19 protein-coding genes, 2 tRNA genes and 1 pseudogene are annotated in these 23,756 nt (G+C 70.2%); 8 read left to right on the top strand and 14 right to left on the bottom strand.

Annotated features, from left to right (window positions below; genetic code table 11):
- Positions 1–401 precede the first annotated feature (401 nt).
- Positions 402–1,199: an alpha/beta fold hydrolase gene (locus tag ACFVXE_RS33065; RefSeq protein ID WP_389676788.1), complete on the top strand. Its 798-nt coding sequence runs from the start codon at positions 402–404 to the stop codon at positions 1,197–1,199.
- A gap of 351 nt (positions 1,200–1,550) precedes the next feature.
- On the opposite strand, the gene ACFVXE_RS33060 is transcribed toward ACFVXE_RS33065, so the two are convergent.
- Both ACFVXE_RS33060 and ACFVXE_RS33055 read right to left on the bottom strand, forming a co-directional pair.
- Positions 1,551–1,643: transfer RNA gene (locus ACFVXE_RS33060), tRNA-Arg, on the bottom strand.
- 270 nt (positions 1,644–1,913) lie between these two features.
- Entirely contained in the window at positions 1,914–2,321 is a 408-nt protein-coding gene (locus ACFVXE_RS33055; protein ID WP_389676786.1) for an SMI1/KNR4 family protein, read from the bottom strand.
- 35 nt (positions 2,322–2,356) lie between these two features.
- Between ACFVXE_RS33055 and ACFVXE_RS33050 the strand changes: the two genes are divergently transcribed.
- A complete protein-coding gene (locus ACFVXE_RS33050) occupies positions 2,357–2,479 on the top strand; it encodes an integrase (RefSeq protein WP_356396538.1) in 123 nt (40 codons plus the stop codon).
- A gap of 286 nt (positions 2,480–2,765) precedes the next feature.
- On the opposite strand, the gene ACFVXE_RS33045 is transcribed toward ACFVXE_RS33050, so the two are convergent.
- Entirely contained in the window at positions 2,766–3,332 is a 567-nt protein-coding gene (locus ACFVXE_RS33045) for a Uma2 family endonuclease (protein WP_389676785.1), read from the bottom strand.
- 318 nt (positions 3,333–3,650) lie between these two features.
- Between ACFVXE_RS33045 and ACFVXE_RS33040 the strand changes: the two are divergent.
- From ACFVXE_RS33040 to ACFVXE_RS33030, 3 genes and pseudogenes are all read left to right on the top strand, one after another.
- A pseudogene (locus ACFVXE_RS33040) lies at positions 3,651–3,755 on the top strand (MerR family transcriptional regulator); the annotation flags it as partial.
- A 58-nt stretch (positions 3,756–3,813) separates the two neighbouring features.
- Positions 3,814–4,332, top strand: coding sequence for a Pycsar system effector family protein (locus ACFVXE_RS33035; protein WP_389676784.1), 519 nt, complete (start codon positions 3,814–3,816; stop codon positions 4,330–4,332).
- 27 nt (positions 4,333–4,359) lie between these two features.
- Positions 4,360–5,085 carry a Crp/Fnr family transcriptional regulator gene (locus ACFVXE_RS33030; protein WP_389676782.1) on the top strand — a complete coding sequence of 242 codons (726 nt, stop codon included), beginning with the start codon at positions 4,360–4,362 and terminating at the stop codon, positions 5,083–5,085.
- A gap of 189 nt (positions 5,086–5,274) precedes the next feature.
- On the opposite strand, the gene ACFVXE_RS33025 is transcribed toward ACFVXE_RS33030, so the two are convergent.
- From ACFVXE_RS33025 to ACFVXE_RS32980, 10 genes are all read right to left on the bottom strand, one after another.
- Positions 5,275–6,957 carry a hypothetical protein gene (locus ACFVXE_RS33025; protein WP_389676781.1) on the bottom strand — a complete coding sequence of 561 codons (1,683 nt, stop codon included), beginning with the start codon at positions 6,955–6,957 and terminating at the stop codon, positions 5,275–5,277.
- Positions 6,954–8,354 (bottom strand): protein phosphatase 2C domain-containing protein, encoded by a 1,401-nt coding sequence (locus ACFVXE_RS33020; protein ID WP_389676780.1) that lies wholly within the window; start codon positions 8,352–8,354, stop codon positions 6,954–6,956. The genes ACFVXE_RS33025 and ACFVXE_RS33020 overlap by 4 nt, the downstream gene beginning before the upstream one ends.
- Positions 8,354–9,034, bottom strand: coding sequence for a hypothetical protein (locus ACFVXE_RS33015; protein WP_389676778.1), 681 nt, complete (start codon positions 9,032–9,034; stop codon positions 8,354–8,356). Before ACFVXE_RS33015 ends, ACFVXE_RS33020 begins: the two co-directional genes overlap by 1 nt.
- Before the next feature lie 31 nt (positions 9,035–9,065).
- Positions 9,066–10,790 (bottom strand): hypothetical protein, encoded by a 1,725-nt coding sequence (locus ACFVXE_RS33010; RefSeq protein WP_389676776.1) that lies wholly within the window; start codon positions 10,788–10,790, stop codon positions 9,066–9,068.
- 2 nt (positions 10,791–10,792) lie between these two features.
- Positions 10,793–13,054 (bottom strand): hypothetical protein, encoded by a 2,262-nt coding sequence (locus ACFVXE_RS33005; protein ID WP_389676774.1) that lies wholly within the window; start codon positions 13,052–13,054, stop codon positions 10,793–10,795.
- Complete coding sequence (locus ACFVXE_RS33000) at positions 13,051–13,821, bottom strand: hypothetical protein (protein ID WP_389676772.1); 771 nt, start codon at positions 13,819–13,821, stop codon at positions 13,051–13,053. The genes ACFVXE_RS33005 and ACFVXE_RS33000 overlap by 4 nt, the downstream gene beginning before the upstream one ends.
- A gap of 1,159 nt (positions 13,822–14,980) precedes the next feature.
- Positions 14,981–15,736 (bottom strand): hypothetical protein, encoded by a 756-nt coding sequence (locus ACFVXE_RS32995; protein WP_389676771.1) that lies wholly within the window; start codon positions 15,734–15,736, stop codon positions 14,981–14,983.
- Positions 15,733–16,065 carry a hypothetical protein gene (locus ACFVXE_RS32990; RefSeq protein ID WP_389676769.1) on the bottom strand — a complete coding sequence of 111 codons (333 nt, stop codon included), beginning with the start codon at positions 16,063–16,065 and terminating at the stop codon, positions 15,733–15,735. Before ACFVXE_RS32990 ends, ACFVXE_RS32995 begins: the two co-directional genes overlap by 4 nt.
- A 112-nt stretch (positions 16,066–16,177) precedes the next feature.
- Positions 16,178–16,250 (bottom strand) — tRNA-Arg (locus tag ACFVXE_RS32985).
- 357 nt (positions 16,251–16,607) lie between these two features.
- On the bottom strand, positions 16,608–17,261 hold the full coding sequence (locus tag ACFVXE_RS32980; protein ID WP_389676768.1) for a GPP34 family phosphoprotein: 654 nt from the start codon (positions 17,259–17,261) through the stop codon (positions 16,608–16,610).
- 584 nt (positions 17,262–17,845) lie between these two features.
- Between ACFVXE_RS32980 and ACFVXE_RS32975 the strand changes: the two genes are divergently transcribed.
- On the top strand, positions 17,846–19,588 hold the full coding sequence (locus tag ACFVXE_RS32975; protein ID WP_389676766.1) for a class I adenylate-forming enzyme family protein: 1,743 nt from the start codon (positions 17,846–17,848) through the stop codon (positions 19,586–19,588).
- A 150-nt stretch (positions 19,589–19,738) separates the two neighbouring features.
- Here ACFVXE_RS32975 and ACFVXE_RS32970 read toward each other — a convergent pair whose 3' ends face one another.
- On the bottom strand, positions 19,739–21,016 hold the full coding sequence (locus tag ACFVXE_RS32970; RefSeq protein ID WP_389676764.1) for a M6 family metalloprotease domain-containing protein: 1,278 nt from the start codon (positions 21,014–21,016) through the stop codon (positions 19,739–19,741).
- 275 nt (positions 21,017–21,291) lie between these two features.
- On the opposite strand from ACFVXE_RS32970, the gene ACFVXE_RS32965 reads away from it, so the two are divergent.
- Both ACFVXE_RS32965 and ACFVXE_RS32960 read left to right on the top strand, forming a co-directional pair.
- Positions 21,292–21,954 carry a TetR/AcrR family transcriptional regulator gene (locus ACFVXE_RS32965; protein WP_389676762.1) on the top strand — a complete coding sequence of 221 codons (663 nt, stop codon included), beginning with the start codon at positions 21,292–21,294 and terminating at the stop codon, positions 21,952–21,954.
- 190 nt (positions 21,955–22,144) lie between these two features.
- Positions 22,145–23,665, top strand: a complete 1,521-nt coding sequence (locus tag ACFVXE_RS32960) for an MFS transporter (RefSeq protein WP_389676760.1) — start codon at positions 22,145–22,147, stop codon at positions 23,663–23,665.
- Positions 23,666–23,756 lie beyond the last annotated feature (91 nt).

Genomic DNA, 23,756 nt, shown 5'->3' with positions numbered 1-23,756 from the left:
GAGGACCCGCGAGTCGGACAGCTCCAACGGCTCCGCGACATCACCGGCGAACAACTCGCGGCGTACCCGTTCCGCACCATCGGGATCCTGGGAATCGCGGGAGGCAACGGCCTCGACCTCGCTTCGACCTCATCGACCCGCAGGTCACGCAGGCCGTGTACGGGTACGACATCAACGCCGACTACCCATCGTGCCGGACCGGACGGGGGCTGGTGTGGCTGCATCGGACGGTTCACTCCTCAGTTGCTCCGCAGAGGGCAGGTCAGGCACAGAGGCGAGCACGCAGGTCATACAGTCCTTCCAGCCGTAGGCGCTGGCCGGGGCTTCCGGCCGGCCAAGGTCTGCCGGAAGCCCCGGTGCCACGACGCACCGACCACTGACCTTGAGGAGTGACGATCTGCATGCCGCACGCAACGACGCCCGATGGGATCGGTATCGCCTACCAGGTCCAGGGCGAGGGGACAGCGCCACTGGTTCTGCTGGCGGGCCAGGCGAACAACCACCACTGGTGGGACGGGGTGCGCGATGACTTCCACGCCGACCGCAGCACCATCACGTTCGACTACCGCGGTACGGGGCAGAGCGGCAAGCCCGACACCCCTTACAGCACCGAACTGTTCGCCCTGGACGTGATCGCGGTGCTCGACGACCTCGGTGTCGACCGGGCCGATGTCTACGGCACGTCCATGGGCGGGCGTGTGGCCCAGCAGCTCGCAGCCCGCCATCCCGGCCGGGTGCGGGCCCTGGTGCTCGGGTGCACGTCGCCCGGCGGCCCGCACGCCGTCGAACGCACCAACGAGGTGCGCAGGTCGCTGGTGCAGACGCAACCGGGTGCGGCGCGGCAGGCCCTGCTGGAGCTGATGTACACCCCGGCCTGGCTGGCGGCGAACCGTGGCCCGTACCAGACGCTCGGTGACCCGGGCATGCCCGCCCATGCCCAGCGTCGCCACCTGGTGGCGAGCAATGAGCACGACGCGTGGCAGGTTCTGCGGGACATCGGCGCACCTACGCTGGTCGTGCACGGCAGCGACGACCTGCTCAACCCTGCTGCCAACGCCCCTCTGCTCGCGGACCGTATCCCCGGCGCCCGCCTGCAGATGATCCCCGGAGCGCGGCACGCCTATTTCGATGAGTTCCGCGCCGTCGCGAGCCCGCTCGTCCTGGACTTCCTCACCGGACCGCGCCACACATCGCGCTGATGTGTAGGCGGTGCTGAGAATGGGGTGTGGGTTTTGAGAACCCACAGTTGTCGAAGGAGATCAGTTCGCCGGAGGCAGACAGGAAAGATCCACGAAAGACTGGCACTGCGGGGCAAGGCATGTCAACGTAAACGACCGTGCCAGAGGATCTGTGGCACTCATTAGGGCTCCGCTTCTTCCCCTCGGCGGACTGAAGATCTACTCCCGTGCCCTTGAAGGTGCTCCTGAATTCGCATTTCCCTTTCGAGCCGTCCCAATCGGCCGATGCATCTCCCGCTTTTTGGGTCGGTCCCCGGCACCTGGCCGGCAGCGACGGTCGCCCCTACGATGCCGTCGCGGACAGCCTTTGTCTGGTGCCCCGGCAGGATTCGAACCTGCGACACCCGCTTTAGGAGCGAGGTGGGTGGGCGCTCTGGTGACCAGCGGCTTTGCGGCTTCGGGCGCGCTTGGTGCTGAGTGCCGTGGCGCACCGCGCTTCCCCGTGAGTCCCCGTCCGTTCTGGCACGAGAGTGGCACTGGCTCATCTTCCCCTGCCGTCCCGATGACGTCAGGCTCGTCCCCAGCCGGGCGGAAGCAGGTCCCAGGAGTCACGACCGAGCCATTCGCCGAAGGTCACAGGCCGGGCGCCGCCAGCATGGTCGAGGGACAGCGGGATGATCAGGTCGCTTGTCGCCCGTCCGTCCCACCAAAGCGTCCCGGCGAACTGGCCCGTGATCACCAATAGCGTGGCGAATCCGCAACCGTGCTCCTTCGCGACGAAAGCCCCCGCTGTCTTCCGCTCGTTGAAGTCCCAATACTCGGTGTTCCACCATTCATGGAGTCCGAGAACGCGTCCTCATCTGCGTAGTCCTCAGCCCGAGGCAGGCGCCGATAGAACTCGTCGTCGGCATCCTCGTAGGTGTCGGGGTGGGGGAAGGGCAGGGGCAGGAGGTCACGTCGCTTTGTGCTGTTACCCGCCCACCACCAGCCGTTCTCCGTCTTCTCAAGCTGTTCGACCGCCCCGCCCGAACTCACCCGCAGCAAGTAGTGGCGATACTCGCTGGGGAAGGTGACTCCAAGTTCGACCTCGGCTTCGATCACCTCGGCCTCGGTCAGCGGACGTGGCACGGAGGGACGGTTCATGGCCCGAGGCTAGACGACGGCCTTTCGTGCCGCGCATGGGGCACAGCACCGCCCGCGCCGCGCTGATCTACCAGCACATGACCGCCGACCGGGACCGTGCGATCGCCGATCGGCTGGGGTCGATGATCCGCAAACGGCAGGGAGACGCCGGGACGTAGTGGCACGTGTGTGGCACGGCCGCGATCATGCGAAAGGGCCAGTTCGAGAGGATCAAGCCTCTGAACTGGCCCTTGGTGCTGTGCCCCCGGCAGGATTCGAACCTGCGACACCCGCTTTAGGAGTGGGATTGGATCCTTGCTGGGGGATGCCTGGCGCTGCCGCGCGGTGCTGTTTCCCCTGGTCAGAACCGCACGGCGAGCCACTTGATCCAGCTCATGCCGCCTTGTGTCGGGCCGTCCGCTCACGCATCGCTCACGCGCTGCCCACTGCTGAGCAACGCGTGGGTCAGACCTGGCCCAGGTCGATCTCCACCGGGAAGGGAGCCGCTACCTTGAGGAAGCCGGTGAACACGTCTCCGTCCCGGTAGGTCTTCGTCGCGGGGTCGAGAACGTAGGTGTACACGAGAGGAACGCCTGTCGCGGCCTGCTCGATCCGCCAGTAGAAGCCGATGCCTGCCTTGGCGTACTGGTCGACCTTCACGATCCGGTCGGTGGTCTCCGAGCCTGGCGACACCACCTCCGCGACCAGCAGCACGTGCTCAGGGCGGGTGGGGGTGAGGTCGATCGTGTCTGCGCGGTACACGACGACGTCCGGGCGGCGATTGGTGAGCGGGACGTCCTGAAGCCGGACGTCGAAGTCCGTGTCGGCGTTCCACTCCGGGCCCGCGGCGGCATCCAGGGCATTCGCCAGAATCCGGGCCAGCCGGTTGTGCCGCTTGGACGCACTCGGACTCACGACGACCATCCCGTCCACGATCTCGACACCGGCGCACTGCTCCTCGGACCAGGACTCGTATTCCTCCGCCGTGATCTGCTCATGCATCCACGCGGGGGCCACCATCTCGGTCGTCATGAAGCACCTCCCGGACACCGTGCTGCGGGCCCGATCCCGCTGGATTCAGCGTACTGTCTGCCACACGTCCAGCACGCTGATCTCGCTCACGCCCGCTCCCCGTCGGCCGGCATCCGACCAGTGAGCCCACGACAGTCAGGAACCGGCGTGGTGGACCGGTCATCAGGGCCGTGGCTCAAATCGGCAGGCCAGGCACGGGCAGCCAGCTTGCCCGTTCGGGGCAACGGCAGGGGCGACAGGGGCGTACAACGGGCATGGTGGGACCCCCCTTGGCGCGACTGGGCTTCGACACCGCAGTTGCTACCAAGAGGTCCCGGCCCCGAGGAGAACCTTCACCGCCTGCGCCCGCAGGCCCGCAGCGTGGTCCAGGCGGAGCTTTCACCGGCGTTGGACCGGAGGTTGCGGAAGCAGGCGGATGGGTAACGTCCTCGTGCGCCGGCCCGGCGCACACGTCCGCCAACCACGAGGAGGGGTGCGTCCCGTGTCCGAGGGTGAGCCGGTGACCCGCGAGGAAGCGACCAAGATTGCCTGGCAAGTGCACTCCGTACTCGCCGAGTGGACCCGCACCGTGGACGCCAAGGCCTCCTTCGCCCTGGCGATGGAGTCCGCGGCCCTCGCGGGTGTGGCCGCGCTGTCCGGCTCCGGGCACCGGCTCGGCAGCGTCTCGGGCGCCCTGCCGAAGACGGCCCTGTGGACGGGCCTGGCACTGCTCGCTCTCTCCGCCGTGCTTGCGATCCTCGCCGTTCTGCCCCGCCACAACCGTGCGGGCCGCATGCGCTCGGACCACGTCGACGACTTCATCTTCTACGGCCACCTACGGCACTGGAGCCCGGACGAGCTCGCCGACCGCCTGGGCCGACACGCCCCGCTGCCCGCGCTGACCCGCCAGCTGGTCGACATGAGCCGCATCGTGTGGATCAAACAGGGGCTCGTACGGCAGTCACTGCTCACCGCGGTGGGCGGCTGCGCACTGATAGCGGTCGCGGGCCTCACTGGTTGACGGCGGGGTGAGGTGGGAGAGGTTGGGATGACCGCGGATTTCCGAGAGAACGGCCCGCTCGGACACGGGCCCAGCCGGACTCCGTTCTGGAACCTGGTGGACGCCACGGCCCGGCAGACACTGCGCGAGGCAGGCAAGGTGACCGAGTTCACCCCACGGGAACACCTGCTACGGCAGGACGAGTTCGGCGACCATCTCCTCGTCCTAGGCCGCGGCTGTGTCAAGGTGACCACGGTTGCCGCCGCCGGCTACCAGGCGGTACTGGCCCTGCGCGGCCCCGGCGACCTGCTCGGCGAACAGGCCGCGCTGGACGGCGGGCCCAGATCGGCGACGCTCACCGCCCTCATACCGGTCCAGGCCCTGGTGATTCCCGCCGAGGCGTTCCGGGCGGCGGCCCACGACCATCCCGTCATCACCGGCGCCGTCCGCCAGGTGCTCTCCGCGCGTCTGCGGGACGCCGACCGGCAGCGCACCTCGGTCGGCGCCGATCCGCTCGCCGCGCGCCTGGCCGGCCTGCTGCTCGACCTCTCTGCCAGCCACGGTCGGCGCAACTCCGACGGGGTCGTGGACATCGATCTGCCACTGTCCCAGGACGATTTCGCCGGCCTGGTACTCGGCTCCCGCAGAACCGTCAGCCGGGTCCTGGAGCAATGGCGGGCCGAGGGGTGGGTGACGACCGGACGCACTCATGTGACCGTCCACAACGCGGATGCGTTGAAGCGGGTGCGAGAGGGTGGGCCGGCCGGGAGGTGACGGCGCAGGCCCGGGGCAACAGGTGGCGCGACCGACCGGAGTTCGCGGCACCGCGGCCCGCGGACGGCACCGCCCCGACCGCCCCGATGCAGGCGGCCGGTACGGTCCGGCCCAGGGTGCACGGGTGAAAGGGCCGGCCGGGATCCGCGGACCGGTTCGGGGGGCTCGTGAGTGGGGCCGGGCAGTGGTTCACAGATCGGACCAGGCGAACGTCTCCAGCCCGAACTCCCGCGCGACGGGGTTCCATACGGCGACGAAGTCCTTCTTCGCCGCCGTGGCGTCGGCGCTCGCCGAAACCGCGTCCTGCCAGGCGCTCGATCCGGTCACGGCGGAGGTCGAGCAGTCGCCCGACACGTCGTCGACCACCCGCACGTAGGCCCGGTCGGCCTCCTCCGAGCTCTGCCAGGCGTTGTGCAGGTCCGGCGCCAGGTCGTCGGCCAGCTGGTCGAGGGTAAGCGCGTCCAGTTTCTCGACGAGGCCGGCCCGTGCGTCGGCCGCGTCCTCGAAGACCTGCCGGTTCTCCTGGAGGTCGCTGCAGTTCATCATCGACTGCACGGCGTCGGAGACCCCGCGGCGCTGGTCGGCGTTCTGCGCCAGGAGCGTGTGCAGCGCTGTCGCCTGCTCCGCGCGCGTGTCCGTGGACCCGATCCCGGGCTGGCCCGTGCTGTCGCTGCTGCCACCGCTGCTCCCGGAGCCACTGTGCGTCGCGATCTGCCAGACGATCAGCGCAATGATCGCCAGCACGATCCAGAACGCGACGGCACCCGCCCGTCCCGACGAGGGCGCGCGCTGGGGTGTGCTGCGGGGAGGGTTGAAGGGGCCGGAGGGAAACGGGCCGGAGGTCTGCAGGGGCACCTGGCCGCCAACCGTGGTCCCTCGCGGGCCGGCGGGACGCGAACCCCCGGGACGCGTGCTGCCGGTGGCCGTACCGAACAGGCCCGGACCGGCCGTCGGCGCGCCCGCCGTCGGCCCGGTCGCCGTCTGCGGCCCGGCCTGCGCGGCGGCCGGCCAGGTCTCGGGGGCGCTGTCGAAGGCGCGCCGCAGGGGGTCGAGCCAGTCACTGAGGGCGGGCCGGTCGGTGGGCGTCCGGCTCAGGCCACGCTCGGCCAGGTCGGCCACGGCACCGTCCATCCGCCGCAGCGCGGCGGCGTCCTTGCCGTGCTGCTCGTGCAGGAAGAGCCGCACCGCGAGCAGCGCGAACTTGTAGCAGTCACCTTCCGGTGTCTCCGGCGCCTCGCCGTCGGGCAGCTGCCAGCCGGGCGTCTGCACGGGCTTGAGCACCCAGTCGCCGCGCAGTCCCATGGCGTCGCAGTCGATGAGGAAGCAGCTGGGCCGCGGCCCGGACAGCGAGAACAGCAAATTCTTCGGGGAGAGGTCGCCAGCCACCACACCGAGGCCGTGCAGCCGTTCCAGGGTGTCGGCGAAGGAGAGCAACAGACCGAAGACCTGGCGAGGCGTCACGTTCCCCACCATCATGTTCACGTAGGACAGCGAGTTGAGCAGGAACTCGAAACCCGCCGCCTTCCTGTCGCCCGACGGCAAGGTGATGAAGAACTCGTCCGGGATCTGCCGCATCAGAAAGCCGCGGACCTGCGACCCCTCGGTCACCAGCGCCGCGGGCCAGGCGGCGTGCTCGGCCAGCCACTGCCCGACCGCGAGCGGCTGCTCGGGCAGGAAGGCGACCATCCGCTCCAGCGCGTCGATCCGCAACTGCCCCTGGGAGTCCGGCTTGTATTCCTTGTACGCCACCGGCCATTTCCTGTTGACCAGCCGCTTCTCGACCGCCCAGACCTTGCCCTGCCCACCGCCCCCCAACGCCGTGCCCAGCACCAGATCCGAACGGGCGATCCGCGCTGCCCCGGACCCGGTCACGGTGCCCCGCCGGAGAGCCGGTGCCGGGGCCAGACGGCGAGCAGCGTGCGGTCGTCGTCGAAGGTCTCCCGGGAGAAGTCCAGCAGATGGGCGAGAACCCGCGGCTCGGGCGGCCGCACCGCCAGCTCCGCGAACAGTTCGCCCACCATGCCGGAGCCGTCGCCGAGCGGATCACCGAAACCGTCGGTGCCGACCAGCAGGACGCCGTCGGCGGGCAGGCTGTACGACAGCGGGCGGGAACGGGTCAACAGGCGCGGCAGCGCGATCACCGCGTTGCTGGTGATCTCGCCGGGGCCGCTGTTCTTGTCTGTCAGCAGCGGGTTGAACCGGCCCTGCTGCAGGCACCACGCCGAGGAGTCCCCGGCGCGCGCCAGCGTGACGTGCATCCCGCCGCCCTCGGCCGGTGCGACCGTGCCCGCCACCAAGGTCGTCGCCAGGGTCCGGTTCGCCTCCGCCAGGTCGCCCTCGTCCGGTTCCCGGCCGCGGGCCACCCGCATGAGCAGCTGATACCGGGCCGCCTGCAGCACCCGGGTCCAGTCGGGGCCCGGCCTGTCCTCACCCAGCTGCACCAGCAGGTCGTTGACCGCCGTGCGGCAGACCAGCGCGGCGCCCACGTGCGACTGCGCGGCAGCCGAGACACCGTCGGCCACGGCGAAGACGACCGTGGCCGACGGTTCGTGCCAGGCGACGACCACGTCGTCCTGCCGCGGCCGCCCGTCGAAACGGTGCTGGTCCCCTCGTACGGAGGCCAGCCGCACGGTCAGCTCCGGGGTCGACCACCCGTCGAAGAGGGTGTCCGGCCGATAGGGATCGCCGGGCGGTGGCTTGGGCTCCACGTGGGCAGCAGGCTTCCCCAGCACGACCCGCCGGTACCGGTTCGTGCCGCGCCGGGAGTCCGGTGCGGACCGGTCGGCCCCGGGCTCCGGCTTCCCCGGTGCCGCGTGCCGCGGTGTCGAGCCGTGCTGCGGCGGAACTCCAGCCTGCGCATCGGGAGGCGCGTGCCTCGGTGCCGGGGGGTGCTGCGGCGGAGCGACGCGCGGATCCTGCGCACCCTGCAGTTCCATGCCGTGGACCTGGTCGCTGCCCTGCCGCCGGGGCGGAGCCGATCGTTGTCCGGGGTCGGGGGAAGGCGGGGGCTCCAAGGCCGGCCCGTTGTATTCACGTACAACGTAATGCTCGACCCGGTACTCGGGCACCACGTACTCGGAGACGTGCCCGGGGGGCGGTGCCGTACCACCCTCACGCGGCGCGGACGTGTGCCGGGCCTCGGCCTGGCGCGGGTCGGGAAGCCGCTGGTCGGCGGCCCCGGCCGTGCCGGCGTCCGGCGACTCGGGCGTGTCCCGCTGCTCGTCTTCCCGGCTCTTGTTCCACCGGAAGGGCAACCACTTGTCCACCATCAGACCTCGTCGATCGCGAGGCGGAAGCCCTCCGGCTTCTCCACCGCCAGCTCGGCCTGCTGGCCGGCGGCCAGGGCGTTGGCCGACTCGACCACGCTCTTGGTGAGCGCGGTGAAGAACTTGGCGATCGCGTCGCCGAGCTGGGCACCGGGGATCGATATGAACGCGAACTTCTGCTCGGTCGCCACGGCCAGGATCGTCTCGGCCCGCGCCCCGCCGATCCCGAAGGCGATGACGTTGGGCGCCGCGCCGGTCACCCTGCGGTCGGTCAGCCGGCTGTGCGTCTGGCGCCACTCCTCGCCGCAGGTCGGCTGGCCGTCGCTGAGGAAGAAGACCGCGGGGCGCAGCACTTTGTACCCCTGGGACTTGAGCGTCTGTACGTCCTGCGGGATGCGCTCCAGCAGCGCGGCGAACGCCGCGTCGTAGTTCGTGCCGCCGCCGGCCGACAGCCGTGGCAGTTCGTTCTCGCTCCTCAGATCGGCCAGCACCAGGTGTTCCACGACGCTGTTGGAGAAGCCCAACACGGAGAAACGCACCTTGGCGGCGGCCATCGGCTCCCCCAGGAGCGCGACGTGCAACGACTTCATTCCTTCGTTGAGGTCGCCGACGTAGCTCGACATGGAGCCCGATTCGTCGGCGAGGACGTACACCGGCAGCAACTGCCCAAGCGTCTCGGCCATCCCAGTTCTCCCCCTTTGCTGTTCAGCCGCTCTATTGCTCCTGCGTGGCGGGCCGAAGGCCCTGCGGGCAGTCGAGTTTCAACTCCATACCGCCCGCGATCGCGCTCCGGCCCAGATGCAGCAGCGTCTGCTGCAACAGGACGGAGAACTGCACCGCCGACTGCGCGAGATCCGCGCCCTCGACGGCGACGACGCCCAGTTCGGGGCGGGAGGCGAGGCGCTGCACGACCCGGTCCCGGTCCGCTCCGATGCCGCACGCCACGACGTGCGGAAAGTACTTGTGCGCCATCAGATCGGCGTGTGCCGCCGGCCATTCGGTGTCGTCCTCGGCCTGGCCGACGGCCAGGAAGAACACGACGGGCCGCAGTACCCGGGGCACCTGCTCCTTCAGCCGTTCCGTCTCCAGCGGCACCAGGTCCAGCAGCCGCCGCAGCACCGGCCGGTAACGGCAGCCCGGCGATGTGCTCAGCCCCGGGACGCCGGTGCGCCAGGAGACCTCGGTGAGCGGCAGCACCACGTCGGCGCCGTCGGCGTAGGTGATCACCGAGAGCCGGATGGCGGCGGCCACGTCGGGGCTGTTGGCCAGCAGCGTCTGCACCGAGCGCAGCGCGTTGCCCAGGTCGGTGACGCAGCCGGCCGCGGCCTGCGAGGTGTCTAGGACGACGTACACCGGTATCAGTCCGCTCGGCGGCGCGACGGCGGCCGTCGGAGTGCTGCCGCCCCACTGCACGGGCCCGCCCTGCGCCGCCGCGGGCGCGGACGCCGAGTGGTTGGGGCCGCCGGGTATCGCACCGGAGGCGAAGGAGACCGGCTGTCCGGCGTCGGGCCGCTCCAGTACACCCGCGACTCCGGTGCCGGGCGCGCTCGGACCGAGCACACCCTGGCGCAGGCCGGGCAGGTCGACCTCGCGTACGACGCCCCGCTCGATGAGGTACTTGACCATCTCGGCGTGCCGCTGGTCCCGGATCTCGTGCTGGGTGGCCTCGGTCTCACGGACCCGCGCCAGCAGTTCGAGGGCGTGCGTGGTCTCCTCGGGGTGGCGGACCAGGTGCTCGCGGATCAGGTTGTCGAAGTCGAGCCGTGTGTTCCCCAGCGCGGCCCGCTCCTCTGACTGCCGACGCCGGCGGCCGGCCGCCCTGATGTCCTCGATGTCCTCGTCGGAGTAGGTCTCCGAGCGTCTGGCATCGTGAACGTGCACACCGAGCCTGGCCCGGCGCCGCGCCTCCTCCAGTTCCTGGATGTACCGGGCCGCGGCCTGGTCGGGCTCCATCTGGACCTTGCAGTAGTAGATGGTGATGCCCTCGGGGAGCCGGATCTCCCGGTCCAGCTCCTGGTTGACGGCCAGCTGCGCCGCCATAGCCTCGGTGATGGCGAACCGCGCGGCCTGCAGCCGGATGCGGTCGGTGAGGTATCCGTAGACGACCGTCAACGCGTCCCGTACGTTCCTGGACACCACCATCACCGGGTCGTGCACCCGGAAGCCGATGTCGATCGTGGCCTGGAACCGGTGTCCGCCGTCCTTGCAGGTCAGCGGGGTCTTGCTGACGGACGCCTGGCGTCTGTGGTCGCTGAGGTCGACGACGTAGCAGGCCCGGTTCTTGCCGAACCAGCGCTGCCCGAAGGTGCGGACGGTCTCGACCTCGAAGGGTCCGCCCTCCACCGGGTAGACGATCGCCACCGAGGGCGGCAGGTTGGGCAGCTCGCCCACCCGACTGCGGGAGATCACCCGCTCGTTGAGAATCAGGGAGACGCTCATCCTCACACCCCTTCCATGTCGAGCTGCGCGTGCACCATGGCCGCCGTGAGGGGCAGCCCGACGATCCGGTCCGGGTGCACCCAGCCGTCGGCGCAGGAGCGCAGGATCCGGCCCGAACGCTGATCGCCGTGGGCGATGGCGCCGACCAGCAGCCTTAACATCTCGCGGAGTTCGGAGTCCCGTTCGGCCAGCTTCGCCCAGTCGCCGACGACCTGTTCCGCCTCGTCGTGGAAGAAGGACTCGTTCAGCGCCGCACGCCACAACCATACGAAGGAGTCCCGCAGTTCGGGCTGCCTGTGCGCCAGGTACAGCAGCGTCGGCCACTCGGGCACCGCGGCTCCCGGGTCGACGTCCTTCGTCTCCACGACCACCTGTGCCGCGACGATCAGGAAGGCGAGCACCGCCGCCCGGCCGGAGCGGTGGTCGCCGGTCCTGTCCCGCAGCATGGGCAGCACCGAGCCGGCCGCGTCGGGATCGTCGGCGACCAGATCGGCCAGCGCGCAGCCGACGGCCACCGCCACCGTCACGCTGTCCACTGCGAACAGCCGGGCGAGTTCCTCCACCGGACGTCCCGACACCGCGCCCAGCCCGTGCACCCGGGCCGCGGCCGCCCGCACCTGGGGCCGCTCGTCGGCGTACCAGCCGCCCACCAGTGCGGTCGCCTGCTCCCGCACCCAGGGGTCCTGGCAGGCCACGGAGAGCGCGTAGGCGACGGCGGTGCGGCGCAGCGCGCTGTCGCTGCGCGCCCAGGGCCCCAGGACTCGGTGTTCGATGTACCGATAGGCCTCGGCGGCCAGCACCCCGAGCCCGGAGGCCGCCGCGTAGACGCGCACCTGCTCCGCCGGGTGCACCACCAACTCGTCCAGCCAGTCGATGAGTTCGCCCTGGATCTCGTACTGGGTCCAGGCGTGCAGGATCACCCGGCGCGCGTACCCGGGGTCCTTGTACTCGATGATCGTCCCGGGCTCGCCGCCCGGCTTGTCCCGCTCCTGGGCGCGCAGGTGCTGCAGCTGCCGTCGCCGGGGCGTCTCGAACAGGTCCTTGGACCGGACCGGGCGTCCGTCGGGCCCGGGCGCCCGGAGGTAGGGTCCGTCGTCCTCCAGCCGCTCGCGCAGCGAACGGGCGGCCTGGGCGACGTCCTCCTGCGGCAGCCCGTTGAGCACCGCCAGGGCGAGCGCGAAGCTGCGCGTGCCGGCGTCCGGCAGACTCTCGGCCCAGATCTCGAAGTCCTCCGCCTCCAGCCGGGCCCGGTGTTCACGCAGCCGGTCCAGGTCGACGACGCCGTGCAGGTCGTACTGCTCGATCATCGCGGCGGCGAGGTCCCCGGCCCGCCGACAGGCCGGGAGGCCGCCCACCAGCTCGGCGATCACGTCCCGTACGTCCTCGCGCGTCAGCAGCCGGTCGGCGTCGCGTTCCCCCAGCCGCCAGCGCAGATGCGCGCGCACGACCTCCAGGGGCTGTGGAGCGTCCGTCAGATCCCGTACACCGATGAGCAGTTCACCGTCGGCGAGCTCACCGTCCGTCACCGTGACGACCATCCACGCGTCCGCCTGGGACAGCGCGCCCTGCACCTTCTCGTACGTCTCCCGGCCGAGGTTTCCGATGTCCTCGGGCCGCTCCAGCAGGAAGCCGACACCGCGCTCGATGACCCCGCTGTCGTTCTCCAGCTGCTCGGCCAGCGAGGCGAAGTCGACCCCGCTGTCCAGGTGGTAGACCGCACCCCGGCACGCGCCGAGCAGCAGCCGTACGGCCATCGCGGACTTGCCGTGCCCGGCCGCCGAGCGCAGGATCAGCAGCCGCTGTCTGGCGAGCGCCTCGCGGGCGTCGGGCAGGTCGGCGGGCGCGCTGTAGGCGAACCGGACCCGTTCCGCGATGAGCGGGGACAGCACCCGCAGCCGGCGTTTGTGCCCACCGAGCACCACCACGTACTTGTCGCCGCCGACCATGTCACCCTCGACGTTGGCGACGGCGTTCTGCAGCAGCCCTCGGCGCTGCGAACCCTGCCCCAGCTGACCGGTCGCCTCGTACGACTCCGCGCCGGGTCCGGACTGCGGGGGCGGCGGAGTCTCGGCCCCGCCGTCGCCTCCCGTGGCCGGCTCCGCCTGGGGCGGGCCGTCCTGTCTGTCCTTCGCCGGCTCCTGGCCGGCACCCGGGGCGGACGGTTTGGGCGCACCGCCCCCCGTGGGTCCCCCCGGCCCGGCCGCCGGCTGGCTCCCCCCTGGATCACCGGCGGCCGGGGGTCCTCCCGCTGCGGCCGCCGTCACAGCCGCACATTCCCTGTGTTGTGGACGGTCACGTGCTTGGACCCGGCGACCTGGTCGCCCTGCACGGTCTGTGCGTGCTGCACGACGGAGGGCTGCCCGGCGCCGGTGCTCTGCTGTCCGTCCGGGGCAGGCAGCGGCTCCTGGCCACAGGGCGACTCGGCGGCCGACTCGGGCAGCCCCGGAGGGGCCGGGTAGCCAGGGACGGTGATCCAGGTACTGATCGTCTCACCGTGCTTGGTGGTGAGGTCGAACGGGAGATAGGCCGCGGGGTCGATGCCCCGGTGACCGTGCCTGATCACCGCGCGATGGACCTCGTCCGACACGGCGAACGCCATCCGGGCCGACGGAGTGGAGGCGAGGACGTCGCGCAGCGGCTGGGCGTCGACGATCCGGCAGGCGGTGTTGATCGCGTCACCCGACCAGCCGTGCTCGTCGCTTGCCGTCAGGCCCTGGTGCAGTGCCATCCGCAGCCGGACCGCGTGATCCTCGTTGGCCTCCTGTGCGTATTCGTCGAGCCCCTCGTCAAGCTCGCGCACGAACGGCCCGGCGATCACCACGGGTGCCACGGACGATCGGATGAGCATGAGTACGCCGTCGCCGCGATCCTCGGACACGGTGTCCGTCGCCGCGAGCCCGGCACGTTCCATCGCGCCGCCGAGAACGCGGTACATCGCGGCCCGAACCCGTCGCTGCACAGGGTCTCGACGCGGACTGAAGTTCTCGATGTCCAGCGCGATGATCCAGTGATGCTTGGCTTCCCCTGACATGTGCGGACCTCCCCCGTGCTCCCTGCGATCGGCTCCACCAGTAGACGGCATCCGCAGAAAGCTGGTCTACGCCATTTGGCGTACGCACGAGATTGGCCGGAAATGCTCTGCGACAAGAGTTCGAGTGAGCTCCGTGCTGTTTCGCTCCAACCCACGAAGTGCCAACTCGGCCTTCGGCCCATCTGACTCAGGGCGCGTGAACAAACTGATCGTCGAGGGCGGGCGGGAATTGGCGAAGTGACGTACACGGCCGGGACCTCTTGGCAGCAACTGCTGTGTCGAAGCCCAGTCGCGCCAAGGGGGCCCGTCATGCCCGTTGTACGCCCCTGTGGCCCCTGCTGTTGCCCCGAACGGGCAAGCTGGCTGCCCATGCCTGGCCTGCCGGTTCGGCCACGGCCGCCTTTATCCGGCCCGGCCCCGCCGCTACACCTCGGACACCACGGACGCGGAGTGGCCGGTCATCGCGCCAGTACGAGACGGCCTACGCGCCTCGGTGTCTGAGGTTCATCCTCGGCCGCAGCACAGCACCCGATCACTCTCCCCAGCTCCCGTCCCGTCCGCCTTCGGCCCACACACTGTGGAGCGGGCGTGGTTCAGGGCGTCAAGGTGGAGCGCGCCACTGTACGAACGACTGTGAGGATTGGTCATGGCACCGCTCGGCGGCCGGTCTGCTGGTCGAGCCAGGCATCAACCTCGCGCCAGCGGTACGACCTCACGGCATAGCTCGCGGAGAAACAGAGCGGCCCTCGGCGCACTCACGCCGGGACTGGAGGCTCCCCTGCGCATAACGGATGCAACGGACGTGACGAAGCTCTGCCTGCCCACGACGTCAATGTCGTCCAGACCATGCTCGGCCACAAGTCCGCGACGCTGACGCTGGACACGTACGGCCATCTCTTCCCCGACCGCCTCGACGAGGAAGAAGATGCACAAGCGTCGTTCCAGGCAGTTGGCCAAGGCCAAGGCCAAGCTGGACAAGGCGGAGAAGAAGGCCCGCAAAGCCGCAGATGAGGTGGCTGCCCTGGAGGATGTCTCCGCGTGATGTGTGCTTGATCCGTGCGGAGTTGCCGTAGTCGATGAGGCCGTTTGGCTGCTCCGCGCAAGTGGGCAACTTGCCCGGTGTCAGACGGCCGAAAGCGTGAGGCTGCGGGATCGCTCGTCAGAACGGGAGATCGGCCGCGTCACTCGGCGACAAGGACCAACCGGCGCCCGACGAAGTGTCGTTCGGCGCGTCACACACCTCGAAAGGTTCTCGCCGGACTTCCAGGCCCGAGGTGTCCTCGCCCCATGCGGCAAGGGCTTCGACGGCCCGCTCCTGGTACTGCCAGAGTGTGCTCATGGCCAGTGTCCTCCGCAGCAGTGGCACCAAGGCCGCCCGATGACGGTACAGGCGGGCATCGTCCAGCAGAGGAATGCAGGCAGCGATGGCCGCATTGCGTACGTGAGGGTCGCTGTCGCCGAGGCAGGCGGCGACCGCGGAGAAGAGCAGCGGGCGGATTTCGCGGGTTTGGACGAACGGAGGGTAGTCCTCGGGTGGGAAGCCGAAGCGGCGCATCGTCGCCTCGGCCTGGTTGCCGGCGGCGTCGGCAACCGAGTTAAGCCACCCCAGCAGCTCGGCTCGCATCGGCCCAGGGAAGTCGTGGGGTCGCTTGTCGACGGGCACGGCGGTGCGCGGGTCGGGGAGGACGGCGGCCACGTAGAGCGCGGCCGGCGCCGTCGCGACGTAGAGAGTGTTCTGGTGGTGCACCACGTGGTGCAGGTGGTCCAGGGCATGGGATCTCACGCGCTGGTCGTCGTCCAAGAGTGCGACGAGCTGCGCAGGGGTGTCCTCCGCCGTCCCGTAGGCATGCTCCAGGGCGCCCCAGTCGGTTTCGGCCAGCACCACGGCAGGCTCAGGCAGGGCGGTCAGGTTCACTGATGCTCGCGCCAGGCCCGGTCCACCGCGTCGGCCGCCGCGTTTTTGGCGAGCTGCTCGATCTCTTCGGGTACTTCCCGCTCGTCGAGCACGAAGAGCCGGCCACCGACGAGATGGGTGGTCGTCTTCCAGCCGAGACGACGCCCCGCCTGCCGAGCGGCGCGCCGGACGTCCGCGAGCTCACCCATCTCCGCAAGATCGTCGCCGCCCAGGATCAGCTGCCCGTAGTAGCCCTGGTACTCGGGCCTGAGGGTGCCCCGCATCATCGACTCAAGACGGTCGACCAGCCTCTCGTACCGGCGCCGGGCCAGCTCGTCCTTGGCGGCCATCTCGCGACAGCTCCCCACCCTCTGCGACCACGGCATGTGCCATATGTGTGCTGCAAGCACAGAGGCCCTTCCGTCCACCGAACGAAAGGGCCTCTGACCAGGTGTTTCTCTGTGCCCCCGGCAGGATTCGAACCTGCGACACCCGCTTTAGGAGAGCGGTGCTCTATCCCCTGAGCTACGAAGGCTGGGATCCGTCGGAAAACATCTGCAACCCGGCCCGGGTGGGGCGCTGGGCTTCAGGTCAGCCTGCCGACAGTTGCTGGCGGTCCGGCCCGTGAGGGCTGGGCCACCGCCGACAGTGTAGCGGGTGGGGTGACGTCGGTACCGCGGGTTGTTGTTCGCGCGCCTGTGGCGTGTGAGCTGGCGATGTTCTCGGCCGCGAGGGCGGGGCCCTCGGCCTCGCGTTCCGGCGACAGGGATGTGCGCGCCGATGAGCGGCGCGCTCGGCATCGGCCGCGTCGCGTGTCTTCGCTGCCGGTGAATCGCCTCGAGCCCGCGCTCCCAGGCCACGGAGAGGCGCAAGGGATGGGTCCTCCACAGGTTCAAGCTGTCATGCCCGGGACCGCGGCGAGGAAGACGGCCATGGCTGCGAGGGCCGCCGACACCGCAGCGCCCACCTTCTCGGCGGGACCCGGAGCGGCGGCCACTTCGGCCATACGGGGGCCGATCGCCGCGGCATCGGCGTCCGGCAGCGCAAGGGAGTGCAGGCCCGCGTGGTGCAGCAGGGTGATCAGCTCCGCCGTCGCGGCGGTCGGCCGCGCCCTGTCCAGCACCGTCGCGGAGAGCTCGCCGCGCAGTGCCTCCGGCACCGACGGGTCCGTCACCGGATACCGGTAGGAGCCGAAGGCGCCGAGCAGCTTGCGTCCCTCCTTGCGCACCAGCCCCTTCGACAGCAGGCCCGCGTAGGCAGCGGTGACCGCCTGGTCGCGTACCGCCAGCAGCCACGCCTGCGGCTCCGCGGCTGGGCGCTCACGCACCTGCCGGACCAGGGCCGACGCCAACGGTTCCTCGGGTGGCGGGCGGTCCGAGGCGACGAGTCCGCCGTCACGCGTCACCAGGTCTCCGGACAGCACGAGTTGGAGCAGGGGTGCCGCAGCGACAGCGCATCCCACCCGCAACTGCTCGCGAGGCGTTCCGTCTTCCTGGTCCAGTCCGAGCAGCACGATCTGCTCGCCCATGGTCAGCCCAGCGTCCATCGGCCCCCCTTTTCCCTCACCACGTATGCCGCACGCTTCCGGTTCCACCCTTTTCCGGCGGCGGGCAACAGCATGACGAAGTAGCAGCATTGGGTGCATCTGCCCATGAGTCCCAAGAATGAGCATCTGCTGCAAGGGGCGCATGGGGTACGTGCAATGCTCCGCCGGCAGAGGCGCGCGAGCCGATCCGGCGCAGCCGTCGCGGCAGGCTGTTCCGTCACGACGGACAGGCCGTGGACGACCTGCTCGCCGGTGCCGGGCGATCGAGCTCAAACGTGATACAGGTCACTGGAACGGCGGCAGCTGAACGGACAAGACAGGAAGTGAACTACTCGATGCATGCCCGCATTCGTGCGGGGGATCCGGAAGCCTTCAGGGAGCTCTTCCGTGACTACGCCCAGCTCGTCTACCGGCATGCGGTGCGCACCACCGGGGAAGCTGCTGCCCGGGACGGGCACGGCGTAAGGAGAAGGAGCGGCGGGGAGAAGAAGCGAGGAGGGGCGAGGTCGGGGCGTTCTCTTGACGGTGGGCAGAGGCGGGCATAGCGTCGCGAAGTCCTGAGCAAGCGCTTAGAAAGGTCGTTCGTGCCGCACACCGACCCGACCCCCGCCGACGCTTCCGCAGCTTCCTCGTCCGCCGCCGCCCGGATCGAAGCCGCGCTCACCGGTCCCGGAGCCCCTTTCGCCGTCGTCCGTACACAGGACGGCGGACAGGCGGGCTCGCTCGTCTACGCCGACGGGCCCAGGACTCTCCGCGAGTTCGTCGAGACCACCTGGGCCTTCGGGGATCAGCCGTTCCTGATCGCCGCGGAGCGCAGCTACTCGTACGGGGAGTTCTTCGCCGCCGCGTCCATGCTGGCGTGCCGGATGACCGAGGTGTACGGACTCCGCCCCGGTGACCGGGCCGTTGTCGCGATGCGCAACCACCCCGAGTGGCAGATCGCCTTCTGGGCCGCTCAACTGGCCGGGCTGGTCGCCGTCCCGCTCAACGCGTGGTGGACGGAGGACGAGTTCACGTACGCGCTCGGCGACTGCGAGCCGCGGGTGCTGCTGGTGGACGGGGAGCGGCTGCCGCGGGTCGCGGCCTGGGCGGAGAAGGCCGGCGCGCGCGTCGTCGTCTTCCACCACCGGGACGGCGCGGTTCCGGAGGGGGCCGAGCGTTACGAGGACCTGCCGGAGCCCGACCCGCTCGCCGCGCCACCCGAGGCCGAGGTCCGGCCCGAGGATGATGCGACGATCATGTACACCTCGGGCACCACGGGGCGGCCCAAGGGGGCTGTCGCCACCCAGCTCGCCCAGGTGGGGGCGGTGCTCAACCCACGGTTCTACGCGACCGTCTCCGCACTGGGCCGCGGGGTCATTCCGGGACAGGGGCCCGCCCCGGTCACCCTGATGACCTTTCCGTTCTTCCATGTCGCCGCGTTCACCAGTTTCTATGCGGCGATGGCGGCGGGGGGTGCGCTGGTACTCATGCGGAAGTGGGACGCCGAGGAAGCGCTGCGGCTGATCCGGGAGCACGGTGTCACCCACTACGCCGGCGTCCCCGCCACCGCCCTTGAGCTGCTCGCGGCCGCCGAGCGGGCGGACGACGGGCTGGAGAGCCTCAAGATGCTGAACACCGGCGGGGCCGCGGCGCCACCCGACCTGGTCGCGAGGCTGACCGCCCGCTACGGCGAACGGATCGAGCCGCGCAACGGCTACGGCCTGACCGAGACCATCGGCGGAGTCCTGGCCAACTTCGGCGCCGACTACCGGCTCAACCCGGGCAGTGTCGGTCGGCCGACACCCACCACCGAGGTGCGGATCACCGGACCGGCGGGTGAGGCACTGCCCGAGGGCGAGATCGGTGAGCTGTGGCTCCGAGGGCAGGCACTGGTCCGCGGGTACTGGCACAACGAGGAGGCGACGGCCGAGGCGTTCACGGACGGCTGGTTCCGGACCGGCGATCTCGCGCTGGTGCGCGACGGGCGGGTCAGCATCGTCGACCGGCTCAAGGACATGGTGATCCGCGGCGGCGAGAACGTGTACTGCGTGGAGGTCGAGGCGGTGCTCCACGACCACCCGGCCGTCGAGGACGCCGCGGTGCTGGGGGTGTCGCATCCGACCCTGGGCGAGGAGGTCGCCGCAGTCGTCCGGCTGCGGTCCGGCGCCACCGCCACGGCGGACGAGTTGCGCGCGCACGTCGGGCGGAGTCTGGCCGCCTTCAAGGTTCCGGCACATGTCCTCGTGCGGGACGAGCCGCTGCCCCGGAACCCGACCGGGAAGATCCTCAAGCGTGAGCTGCGTGGGCCGGTCGACGACGAGGTGCGCGCCAGGAGGGGGCAATGATCGGAGGGCGTTGATCGGGAGGCGGTGACGGGCGGTGGCGGGCGGTGGCGGAGGAGGGCGCCGGAGGCGGCGCCGAGACCGTGTGAGGAGGTGTGCGTGCGAGGGGGTGCGCGCACAGCTCGCGGATCCGGGGCCGTGCGGGCCGTTCGGTCAGGGCCGGGTGATGCGGATCCGGTAGTTCCCCTTTGAGTTCTTGCCGACCACCGATATTCGTATCTTGTTGACCTTGTCGGTGAAGGTCTCCCCCGGCCGGAACGGGGCGTCGGAGAGTTCGGCGTGCACATTCGGCGTCCGGGTGCAGCCACCGCTGTCCTTGGTGCTGTCCACGACGGAGACCGGCCCCTGGCCGGTGTCGACGTCGGAGTTCACCTTGTAGATCAGTACACCGGGGCGGCAGACCGCCTGGTCATTGCCCGCCTGGGTCCGTACCTCGACCGCGTAGCCGGATGCCTCGGTCAGCGGCACGAAGGCGAGCTTCCTGCCGCCCCTGGTGGCCAGCGGGGTAAGGACGTGCTCACTGGTGCCGGGCTTGGAGGCACAGCTGATCTGGCTCTTGTCGAGCCAGCCGAGTTTCCACTTGTGCCACCCGAGGAAGTCGTTGTTGGCCCCCCAGTCCTCGGACATGATGTCCCAGTGCCCGACCGCGCTGCCGCCCTCCGTGGTGTAGAGGTCGGGCAGGCCGAAGATGTGGCCGTTCTCGTGCGGCAGGACGCGGTAGCCGGTCTGGGCGTACGAGCCCGAGCCGTCGTCCTGGCGGCTGTAGATGAAGGACGCGTTGGACAGCGGGACGCCGTCCGCCAGCGGGGCGTCGTCGTTGCCGGAGAAGGTGACGGACAGGACGGTGTCGAGAGCGGCGGGCCCGGCGTTCGGGGTGACCAGGATGTTGATCAGGTCGTACGCGCTGAAGTCCACTTTCGGGTCGGCCTCGGCGACTATGTCCTCGACCAGATGACGGTAGCCCGGCTCGTACGGGGAACCGCGCTCTATGCCGTACTCCGAGAACGGCAAGGGCATCCGCAGCCAATGCTTCAGGGGTGCCTCGGGCCGGTAGACGAGCCGGCCGTACGAGCTGGTCCGGATCCAGTTGGCGGTCTGCGGGAAGAATTCGGCATACCGGTCCATCGCCGGCTCCGTACCCCGCGCGTCAGGGAAGTCGATCATCAGGTTCAGCGCATGGATCTCGCCCCTGGTGCGGGCGTATCCCGCGGGTGTCGGCATGCCCTCGGACATCTGCACGCCCATCGTCGCGGATATCCGGCACGGTCCGACTCCGGTCGACTCGGTGGTCGCCACCGGCCCCGCGGTGGACTGACCGGGGAACGGGAATCTGATGCTGGCGGAGGCCAGTGCCCCGAAGAGCAGGGTGGTCGCCCCGGCGAGTGCGATCGGGCGGCGGTGATCACGTATCCGGTGGCGGAGCTGCTGCATAGAGGCGCCTCCGGGGTCCACGGCAGTCGGCCGACCCTGACTGCGCTCCGTGGGATCACCCTCCGGCGGGCCGTACGCCGCCGCGCGTTGGGTGCGCCGATCGGTGGAATTTCCCCCTTCGGTGAATGTGCCCCAGGTCACATCGAGGCGCGAAATAAGCGGGGACCCCTTCCCCGTTTGAACCAGGTGTCCCCGCGAAACGGGGAGGCGGTCCCCGGTTGTGCGCCCGGGTCCGCAGAGAGAGCCGGAAGAGCTGGAAGAAGAGGACTGCCGTCGTGGACACCGCTGCCCGCACCGTCGCCGGAACCGCGCCGCGCCGCACGCCCCGTCCGCGGGCCGACGCGCTGCGCAACCGGGAGCGGATCGTGGCGGCCGCGCGCGAGATGTTCGTCGAGTTCGGGCCGGACGTGCCGCTCGACGAGGTCGCCCGGCGCGCAGGTGTCGGAAACGCCACGCTCTACCGGAACTTCCTCGACCGGGCCGCGCTCGTCCATGAGGTCGTGCTCTCGGTCACCTCTCGCACCACCGACCGGGCGGAGGAGGCGGCGGCCGAGGAGGCCGACCCCTTCGACGCCCTCTGCCGCTTCGTGCACGCGGCGGCCGACGAACGCATCGGGGCGCTCTGCCCGATGCTCTCCGGCGGCTTCGACAAGGATCACCCCGAACTGCACGCCGAGCGTCGGCGCCTCGAAGAGGCCGTCGAAGGGCTCGTGGCGCGCGCCATGTCCGCGGGGCGCCTGCGTACCGACATCGCCGTCGGTGACGTACTGGTCGGCCTCTCCCAGCTCACCCGGCCTCTGCCCGGCACAGCCTGCCTGGACATCGACCGGTTCACCCACCGTCATCTCCAGCTGTTCCTGGACGGTCTGGAGGCTCCGGCCCGGTCCGAACTGCCCGGAACGGCGGCGACCTTGGAGGATCTGCGGCACCGGTCATGACGCTTGTGCCGGGCGCCTGACACAGGCGGCCGGCCCTGTGCCCGCCACGCCCGCACCACCCCACTCACCTCACCACTTTCACCACCCTCACCGTTCTCGACTTCACCGCTGACCGGCGGCACATCCGCGCGGTCACGGATCACCGTTCACGACTCCTCGCGTCCACATGCGCCCTTAGGTGGCTACTCCCATGTCAAAAACAGCTGATATCCGACTTCCCGACCCCAGTCGATGGAAAGCGCTGGCCTTCATCGCACTCGCGCAACTCATGGTCGTGCTCGATGCCACGATCGTGAACATCGCGCTGCCGCACGCCCAGACGGCCCTCGGCATCACGGATGCCAACAAGCAGTGGGTCATCACGGCCTATGCCCTCGCCTTCGGCGGACTGCTGCTCTTCGGCGGCCGGATCGCCGACCTCTGGGGCCGCAAGCGCACCTTCGTCGTCGGTCTGGCCGGCTTCGCGCTGGCCTCCGCACTCGGTGGCGCCGCCCAGAACCAGGGCATGCTGTTCGGCTCGCGCGCTCTCCAGGGCGTCTTCGGCGCGCTGCTCGCGCCCGCCGCTCTCTCGCTGCTCGCCGTCATGTTCACCGACGCCAAGGAGCGCGCCAAGGCGTTCGGCATCTACGGGGCGATCGCCGGTGGCGGTGGCGCCGTCGGTCTGATTCTCGGTGGCTTCCTCACCCAGGTGCTGAACTGGCGCTGGACGTTCTTCGTCAACATCCCGTTCGCGGTCGTCGCAGCCGCCGGCGCGTACTTCGTGATCCGTGAACCGGCCGGCAGCCGCAACCGCTCGTCGCTCGACGTGCCGGGTGTGGTCCTCTCCGCGCTGGGCCTGGTCTCGCTGGTGTACGGATTCACCCGCGCCGAGTCCTCCGGCTGGTCGGACCCGCTGACCATCGGCATGTTCGTCGCCTCCGGCGTGCTGCTCCTGTCCTTCGTCCTGACCGAGTCCAAGGTCAAGTCGCCGCTGCTGCCGCTGCGCGTGGTGATGGACCGCAACCGCGGTGGCGTCTACCTCTCGCTGGGTCTGGCCATCATCGCGATGTTCGGGCTGTTCCTCTTCCTCACCTACTACCTGCAGGTCGTCAGGGGCTACTCGCCGATCCGGACGGGCTTCGCCTTCCTCCCGATGATCGCGGGCATGATCACCGGTTCGACGCAGATCGGCGCCCGGCTGATGACGCGGGTCCCGGCCCGCAAGCTGATGGGTCCGGGATTCCTGACCGCCGCCGTGGGCATGCTGCTGCTGACCCAGCTGGAGATCGACTCCTCCTACGCGGGTCTCATCCTCCCGGCGCAGCTGCTCCTGGGTCTGGGCATGGGTACGGCGTTCATGCCGGCCATGTCGCTCGCCACGCACGGCGTCGAGCCGCGGGACTCGGGTGTCGCGTCCGCGATGGTCAACACCTCGCAGCAGGTGGGCGGCGCGATCGGTACCGCACTGCTGAACACCGTGGCCGCCTCGGCCGCGACCGCGTACGCCACCTCGCACGCCGCGCTCGGTGCCACCGACCCGCAGCTGCTGAAGCTGCAGTCGATGGTGCACGGCTTCACCGGCGCCATCTGGTGGGCCGTCGGCATCCTGGTGGTGGCCTCCGCGATCGCGGTGACGTTCATCAACGCCGGCCGTCCGTCGGCGACCCCGGTGGGTTCGGGAGACGCCGGTGGTGTCGAGGACGAGTTCAAGGTCCCGGTCGTCGCGCACTGACGCGGGACGCGCGGAGTGACGTGATGTGAACGCGGGGGTTCCCCCGCTGCACAGTGTCGCCGGGGCAGACCCGCGGCGGGGTTCGGTGGGG

It is taken from the genome of Streptomyces sp. NPDC058231 (genome assembly GCF_042882275.1).
Lineage (GTDB): Bacteria > Actinomycetota > Actinomycetes > Streptomycetales > Streptomycetaceae > Streptomyces.
The sequence above is the reverse complement of the archived record's forward strand: the minus strand, read 5'-3'. Positions and strand labels throughout refer to the sequence as shown.

Coding starts and splice junctions, on each gene's coding strand:
- ACFVXE_RS33010 (WP_389676776.1), bottom strand. CDS start 10,790: ATGAGCGTCTCCCTGATTCTCAACGAGCGGGTGATCTCCCGCAGTCGG.
- ACFVXE_RS33015 (WP_389676778.1), bottom strand. CDS start 9,034: ATGGCCGAGACGCTTGGGCAGTTGCTGCCGGTGTACGTCCTCGCCGAC.
- ACFVXE_RS33050 (WP_356396538.1), top strand. CDS start 2,357: ATGGGGCACAGCACCGCCCGCGCCGCGCTGATCTACCAGCACATGACC.
- ACFVXE_RS33065 (WP_389676788.1), top strand. CDS start 402: ATGCCGCACGCAACGACGCCCGATGGGATCGGTATCGCCTACCAGGTC.
- ACFVXE_RS33020 (WP_389676780.1), bottom strand. CDS start 8,354: ATGGTGGACAAGTGGTTGCCCTTCCGGTGGAACAAGAGCCGGGAAGAC.
- ACFVXE_RS32980 (WP_389676768.1), bottom strand. CDS start 17,261: ATGGACGCTGGGCTGACCATGGGCGAGCAGATCGTGCTGCTCGGACTG.
- ACFVXE_RS33045 (WP_389676785.1), bottom strand. CDS start 3,332: ATGACGACCGAGATGGTGGCCCCCGCGTGGATGCATGAGCAGATCACG.
- ACFVXE_RS32970 (WP_389676764.1), bottom strand. CDS start 21,016: ATGCAGCAGCTCCGCCACCGGATACGTGATCACCGCCGCCCGATCGCA.
- ACFVXE_RS33055 (WP_389676786.1), bottom strand. CDS start 2,321: ATGAACCGTCCCTCCGTGCCACGTCCGCTGACCGAGGCCGAGGTGATC.
- ACFVXE_RS33030 (WP_389676782.1), top strand. CDS start 4,360: ATGACCGCGGATTTCCGAGAGAACGGCCCGCTCGGACACGGGCCCAGC.
- ACFVXE_RS33000 (WP_389676772.1), bottom strand. CDS start 13,821: ATGTCAGGGGAAGCCAAGCATCACTGGATCATCGCGCTGGACATCGAG.
- ACFVXE_RS32990 (WP_389676769.1), bottom strand. CDS start 16,065: ATGGCCGCCAAGGACGAGCTGGCCCGGCGCCGGTACGAGAGGCTGGTC.
- ACFVXE_RS32960 (WP_389676760.1), top strand. CDS start 22,145: ATGTCAAAAACAGCTGATATCCGACTTCCCGACCCCAGTCGATGGAAA.